This window comes from Roseateles sp. GW823-FHT07B05 (genome assembly GCF_058794515.1).
In genome coordinates this window covers 16,948-24,507 of record NZ_JBXAGX010000029.1, presented here as the reverse complement: position 1 = coordinate 24,507, position 7,560 = coordinate 16,948, and the positions used below count along the sequence as shown (strand labels likewise).

Sequence of the window (7,560 nt, the reverse complement as noted above, 5' to 3'; positions counted from 1 at the left end):
GCAGTCCTCTTGCGAGGGCGGCGCCGTCGCGCCGCGGGACCAACTGTGCATAACTGCGTGCTGTGCATAACGCTGCTTATGGAAAGCTCTCCATAAGCAGCGATTGCTGACGCTCGCGGCCTGCGTCCATAGGGCAGCAATGTGCGGCGGATTCAACCGGTCGGCGCAACACACTAACCACTGCTCAGGCAGAAGGAGTGTTCAAACGAAGCACCGGACACGAACGTACTACACCGCCACCCAGAAAGCACTGAACCGCCCCGGGAGCCGTGGATGCCCTCGGCTTGAGTCAGACCGCTGCGGTCTGAACTCGGATTCGATAGAAGTTGCATATTGTTCCGCACCTCCTTCAAAGCCAGTCGCATGGTGTAAAAGTCGGGTCTGCTTAGGAAAGAGTTTGCATGATGGCACCTGCAAAGCACAAGGCAACAGGTTCGCGCAACCGGACTGAAGACGCGCATGCCGAAGGTCTGCCCCAGCTGGCATTTGGTGACGCAACTGCAGCCATCGACTCGGATATCCGGACTTTCAGTGATCGGATGTCCCGCGTCGTGACGACCCTGCAGCATTACGCATCGATTGGTCCGGTTCGAGACTTCCGACAAAAGTCTGCGACCATTTCGATAAACGGGCTTGGGATTTCTGCTGGCGTATGTACGCCGGTGCAGATTGAGGTTGCTGCCAATTCCGACCTTACCTTGATGGTGCCCTTGGCAGGGACGTGCACCTCTCTTGTTGATCGCAGGCCGCTCCAATGGCAGGCCGGTCAGAGCGGCCTGTTTCTGCCTAACGTCGGACGCGGCGGCTTCTGCGATACCAGGTCTGTCGTGATGTTCAGCATCCAGCCTGATCGATTGCAGGAAGTGGCGCGCGCCATGCTCGGCCTGCAGCCCGGTGAGTCCATAGACTTCCAATTGCACCAGGAGCGGCAGGTGGCTCTCCGCCATGACGGAGTCGACTTCACCGCAGCGTTGACGCACCTGTGCGGGCTCATTGACGCGGTTGGTGGGCAGGCCGCTCTGGCCTCGGCGCTCAAGCTGGATGACCAGTTCTACCGCATCATCGCGTTGATGATGTACCCCGGTCTGCTGGCCAAGGAAGTCGTACGGAAGGCCTCGACTGACAACGCCGCACTCAATCCCGTCTGCGAGTACATCTCATCGCGCCTGGGTGCACCGCTCAGTTTGAGTGACATGGAGCAAATCAGCGGCCTGTCGCGACGAAGCCTTCAGTACGCGTTCATGAAGCGCTACGGCTGCACACCCATGCAATGGGTGCGCGAGCAGCGGCTGCTTCTGGCAAGGAACATGCTCGTTCACCCTGGGCCTGGAACATCGGTGACTGCGGTCGCGTTGCAGTCCGGATTTGTCAACGTGGGTGCGTTCTCGGGGGCCTACCAAAAACGCTTCGGAGAGTACCCCTCTCAGACGTTGAAGCTCCATGCCTCGTAGGCACTTTTAGCTAGGCACACCGATCGGGAATGCGTCGCACGGTTTGCGCTTCCTGGACATCGACTTGCGCGAAATGAATAGCGACGCCGCGCCGGACTGGTGATAGTGAGTTCCGTCACGTATCGAAGTTAGCGACGGTCCGCAAGCCTCTCGCCAGCTCGACTGCTGCGCGTCGCGAGCGTAGGCTTTTATTGTGGAGCGTTGAACAGATCACGCTCGCTCCGACAACGCACAGCTTTGGCTCAGTTGGCGCTCCGCCGCCACTTCACTCAGATCACCGGCCCGCTTAGAGTACCTCCTCTAGAGACGTCAGGAAGAGACCTTCTATGAACCGCATACACCGCACGATTTGGTCTGCTCGTCTAGGCATTTACGTCGCTGTTGCCGAGACGTCGCGAGTGTGCGGAAAATCCAGTGCGATCAGCGGTGCGCTGCTCGCGGGCGTGCTGCTGGCAAGCGGCGCGCACGCGCAGGTCGCGTCCGGCGCGCTACCCACCGGTGGGCAGGTCACGGCCGGACAGGCCAGCATTGCCGCGCAGGGTCAGGTCATGACGGTAACGCAGACCTCTCCGCGGACGGCCATCAACTGGCAGGGTTTCAACATTGGGCGCGATGCGTCCGTACAGTTCAACCAGCCGAATGCGTCGGCTGTCGTGCTCAATCGCGTCACCGGCGCCGAGGGTTCCGTCATCGACGGTACGCTCCGCGCCAACGGTCAGGTCTGGCTGGTCAACCCGAACGGCGTGCTGTTCGGCCGCAATGCTCGGGTAGACGTCGGCGGTCTGGTGGCGTCCACGCGCGACATCGTCGACACCGACTTCATGGCCGGCGGCAGCACGCTGCGCGGCAGCAGTGCCGCCGGGGTGAGCAACCTGGGCCAGATCAACGCCGCCGAGGGTGGCTATGTGGCGCTGGTGGGCCGCGCGGTCCGCAACGACGGCACCGTCACTGCTCGGCTTGGCCGCATCGCAGGCGCGGCCGGTGACCAGGTGACGCTGAACTTCAACGGCGACAGTCTGGTGGGCTTGGCCGTCGAGCGTGGCACGCTGGACGCCCTGGTGGCCAACGGCGGTGCCCTGCGCGCCGACGGCGGCGAGATCGTGCTGACGGCCAAGGCGGCCAGCGGGCTGGTGGATGCCGTCGTCAACAACACCGGCGAACTCCGCGCCCGCACCGTGGCGCACCGTGAGGGTCGCATCCTGCTGCTGTCTGACATGGGCAGTGGCCGTGCCGACGTGGGCGGCACGCTGGACGCGAGTGCGCCGGACGGTGGCAACGGCGGCTTCATCGACACCAGCGCGGCAAACGTGCGCATCCACGCTGATGCGCGAGTAAGCACGCAGGCCAGTGCAGGCCGCAATGGCACCTGGCTCATCGACCCGACCGACTTCACGATCTCGGCCGGCAGCGCGCCCCAGACAGGCAGCGGCATCGGTGCCGCCACGCTACAGACTGCGCTAGCAGCCGGCAATGTGACGATCCAGACAGTGGCCACCGGCAGCGATGTTGGCGACATCCACGTCGACGCGCCGGTCGCCTGGAACGCCAACCAGCTCACACTCGAAGCGCATGGCGACGTGAACGTCAATTCGGTGATGACCGCCAGCGGCACATCGTCGCTCGACATTAAGACGGGCTACAACTTCAACACCGGCGCGCCGACGTTCAACGCGGCAAACTACCTGCGCATGCAGTTGGATCTTGCCGCCAACGGCACGCCGAGCTTCAGCGGCCGCATCGACTTCGTCACCACTGCGGGTGGCACGACGGGCCGTACCGGCACGGGTGCTTTGACCGTCAACGGCCAGGGCTACACGCTCATCAGCGCGCTCGGCAGCGCCGGCGCACAAACCAGCGCGGGCAACCTGAACCTGCAGGGCCTTGCGCACAGCAGCAACCTGGCGGGCAACTTCGCGCTGGCCTATGACATCAATGCTGCGGCGACCTCGGGCTGGAATTCGGGCGCGGGCTTCGTGCCGATCGGCGACAACACAACGGCGTTCTCCGGTTCGTTCCAGGGGCTGGGTCACAGCATCAGCGGACTGACGCTAAACCGTGGCGGCAGCGAGGCGATCGGTCTTTTCGGGCGCGTCGAGAACGCATCCAGCGTGGCGAGCGGCACGGTCATCCAGGGCGTCGGCGTCACGAATGCGTCTGTGGGCGGCAACGCTGCGGGCACACTCGTGGGTCGCCTGAATTCGGCGACGTTGCGCGATAGCTGGGCCTCGGGCGGCTCGGTCGGCGGCGATGGTCGCCTGGGTGGCCTGATCGGCTGGGCCTCGGGCGCGGTGGTCGCCGAAACTGCTGCGCGTGTTGCAGTGAACCTGAACAACGACAACGGCAGTGCGCCGTACAACGGCATCAACGGCGAAGCCGGCGGGCTGATTGGTTTAGCCGAGTCCAACTCGAATGTGACGCGCTCCGCCGCTGCAGGGGCGATCGACGCCGGCTCGGACACCGTCGCCAGCGGTGGCGCGTTCGGCCGCGTCTTGAACTCCGTGGTCACGCGCAGCTTCGCCATCGGCAACGTCGCCGCGCGCGGTGGCACCCTGAGCGTCGGCGGCTTCGCCGGGGTTGTCGATTCCACCAGCATCCAGAACGCCTACGCGCGCGGCAACGTTCGCGCCGACACGGCCAGCTTCGCCGGCAATCTCGGCGGCTTTGCCGGTGAGGCGATCAACGCGAACATCGGTCGCGTGTACTCCACCGGCTCGATCGGTGGCATCTCCACTTTCGGCCAGGGGGGGCTCATCGCGTCGCAGAGCGGCTCGACGATCACCAACAGTTTTTGGGACAGCACGACGGCGGGCGGCGGCAACGCCAACGGCATCGGCACCTCGCGCACGACCGCGCAGATGACGACGGATACGACGTTCACCAACGCGTCTTGGAACTTCCTTCAGGTCACCGGCACCTGGTCGCGCCGGGACGGCCTCAACAACTCCTATCCGGTCCTGCGCGTATTCGGCTACCGCGATCCGCTGACGGTCTACATTCCTGGCCCCGTGAATGTGGAATACGGCACCACCACGACCACGAACATCTCGTCTTTCAGCCAGCCGGGCTGCACGGCCCCGGCAGGCTGCTTGGACGCGTTTGCAGGGATCAACCTCGGCAGCTACTTCACGCCGACGCTGGCGGTTGGCAGCTATGCCTACAGCACGCCCAACGCCTTCGCCCCGACCTTCGTGAGTGGCGCCGCAGCCCGATCATTCATCATCACCTACAGTGGTGGCACGGAGCTCGCGCCCGTTGCCGGCACCGTCAGTGTCACGCCGCGCACCCTCACGGCGAGCGCCCTCTCCAACGCCACACGGGCGTATGACCAACAGACCGGCGTGGCCGCCTCGCTGCTGCAGCTGGACACCTCGCGCGTCGTCAACGGGGACAGCGTGGGCCTGTCCGGCAGCGGCGTGCTGGCCAGTGCGGATGTCGGCAACCAGGCGATCACCGCATCGGGCACGCTGGCGCTGAACAACGCGAACTACCAGTTGACCGGCGTGCCGACGGGCACGGTGGCAATCACGCCGCTCACATTGACCGCCAGCGCCAGCGGCAGCCGTACTTACGATGGTAGCGTCGACATCGCCGCAAGCCTGGTGCAGGTATCCGGCGTGCTCAGCGGCGATACCGTGGCCGTGACTGGCACCGGCGCACTGGCTGGCGCCAACGTCGGCAGTCAAGCGGTCGCCTCGCTCGGCTCGCTTGCGTCGAGCAATCCGAACTACGCGCTGCCCGGCAGCATCACGGGCACTGTCGGCATCACGCCGCGCACGCTCACCGTCACCGGCTCCACTGTGCCTGGTCATGTGTACGACGCCACCACGTCCGCTGCCGTGTCGGCGGGCACCCTGCAAGGGCTGGTGGGCAGCGAGACGCTCGGGCTGGCTGGCAGCGCGCTGCTCGATCTGCCCGACGCGGGTGCCCGCACGGCGACCGTCAGCTACACACTGGCCAATGGCAGCAATGGCGGCCTGGCGAGCAACTACAACATCGGCACCGAAACATTGGCCGCCACCGTCACGCCGCGCGTCGTCGGAGTCACCACCAATCCGGGTGCGCTGCGCAGCTACGACGGCACCGCCCAGGCGACGGCATTCTTCCTCACCGTGAACAACGTCATGCCGGCCGACGTCGGCACGCTGCAGCTGCTCGGCGGCGCCGACATCGCCAGCCGCAACGTCGGCACTCAGGCTGTCACCGGCTTCGGCAACCTCAGCCTGAACAGCGACAACTACACGCTGATCGGCGCCAGCCTCAGCGGCTCGCTGGACATCGTGCCGTTGCGGGTGCGTGTGGAACCCACCGCCGGCGCCACACGCGCCTATGACGGCACCACCGGCATCGCTGGCAGCCTGCTGAGCGTGGGCAACGCTGTGGCCGGCGACACGGTGGCCATTTCCGGCACCGGCCAGCTGACAGACGCTAACGTCGGCACGCGCCCGCTGGCCGGCGTCGGCGGCCTCAGCCTCATCAACAACGCCGACGGCAACTACACGCTCGTCAACGGCACGTCGCAGGGCGCCGTGCCGATCACACCCAAGTCGCTGACCATCGCCGGCAGCCAGGTCATCAGCCGGGCTTACGACGCATCCACGACGGCGGCGGTCGCGCCGGGCAGCCTGCAAGGACTGGTGGGAAGCCAGACGCTGGGCGTCACCAGCGTGGCCACGCTGGACAGCGCCAACGCAGGTGCTCGCACGGCGCAGGTTGGCTATACGCTGGGCGACGGCAGCAATGGGGGGCTCGCGTCCAACTACGCGCTGGCCGGCGAGAACCTGGCGGCGCAGGTCACACCGCGCGCGTTGGCCATCAACGGCACCACCGCAGCCGATAAGGTGTACGACGGCAACACCACTGCCCAGGTCAGCCTCGGCAGCCTGGCCGGGTTGGTCAGTGGTGAAACGCTGGGGGTCACCGGTGCGGGCAGCTTTGATAGCCGCAACGCTGGCGCGCGCACTGTCAGCGTGCAGTACACGCTGGCTGACGCCACCGGTCTGGCGGCCAACTACATGCTGCCAGCCAGCACCGGGCTCGCAGCCACCATCACGCCGCGCACACTGGGCGTGGCGGCCGTGGCCAACGCCAGCCGCGTCTACGACGCCACCGCCACCGCCGCGCCCAGCCTGCTAGAGCTGACCGGCGTGCTGACGGGCGACACTGTCACGTTGACCGGCGCGGGCCAGTTGGCCAGCGCCAACGTTGGCAGCCGGGCCTTGAGCCTGGGCACGCTGGCTTCGTCCAACGACAACTACATGCTGGTGGAGCCGACCGGCGCCGTGCAGGTGACGCCGCGCACGCTCGCCGTGGCCGCGCTGCCCGACGCCAGCCGCGTCTACGATGCCACCGCCACCGCCGCGCCCAGCCTGCTGGGCCTGACCGGCGTGCTGACGGGCGATACCGTCGCGCTGACAGGCACCGGCCTGCTTGCCAGCGCCAACGTCGGCAGCCAGGCGGTGAGCCTCGGCACGCTGGCGTCGTCCAACGGCAACTACAGCCTTGGCGCGCCCACCGGTGCCGTGCAGGTCACGCCGCGCACGCTGGCCGTGGCGGCCGTGGCCAACGCCAGCCGCATCTACGACGCCACGGCCGTTGCGTCGCCCAGCCTGCTGGAGGTGACCGGCGCGCTGACGGGCGACACCGTCACGCTGACCGGTGCCGGACAGCTTGCCAGCGCCAACGTCGGCAGCCAGGCGTTGAGCCTCGGCACGCTGGCGTCGTCCAACGGCAACTACGCCCTCAGCGCTCCGACCGGCAGCGTGCAGGTGACACCGCGTACGGTCGCCGTGGCCGCGCTGCCCAACGCCAGCCGCGTCTACGACGCCACCGCCACCGCCGCGCCCAGCCTGCTAGAGCTGACCGGCGTGCTGACGGGCGACACTGTCACATTGACCGGCGCGGGCCAGTTGGCCAGCGTCAACGTTGGCAGCAGGGCCTTGAGCCTGGGCACGCTGGCTTTGTCCAACGACAACTACATGCTGTTGGAGCCGACCGGCGCCGTGCAGGTGACGCCGCGCACGCTCGCCGTGGCCGCGCTGCCCGACGCCAGCCGCGTCTACGATGCCACCGCCACCGCCGCGCCCAGCCTGCTGGGCCTGACCGGCGTGCT

At 66.7% G+C, this 7,560-nt stretch carries 2 protein-coding genes; both read left to right on the top strand.

The window, feature by feature from the left end; all coding sequences use genetic code 11:
* Positions 1-401 precede the first annotated feature (401 nt).
* Positions 402-1,451, top strand: coding sequence for an AraC family transcriptional regulator (locus AC1Q7O_RS27430; protein WP_492662494.1), 1,050 nt, complete (start codon positions 402-404; stop codon positions 1,449-1,451).
* 326 nt (positions 1,452-1,777) lie between these two features.
* A partial coding sequence (locus AC1Q7O_RS27425) for a YDG domain-containing protein (RefSeq protein ID WP_492662779.1) occupies positions 1,778-7,560 on the top strand: 5,783 nt, incomplete at its 3' end.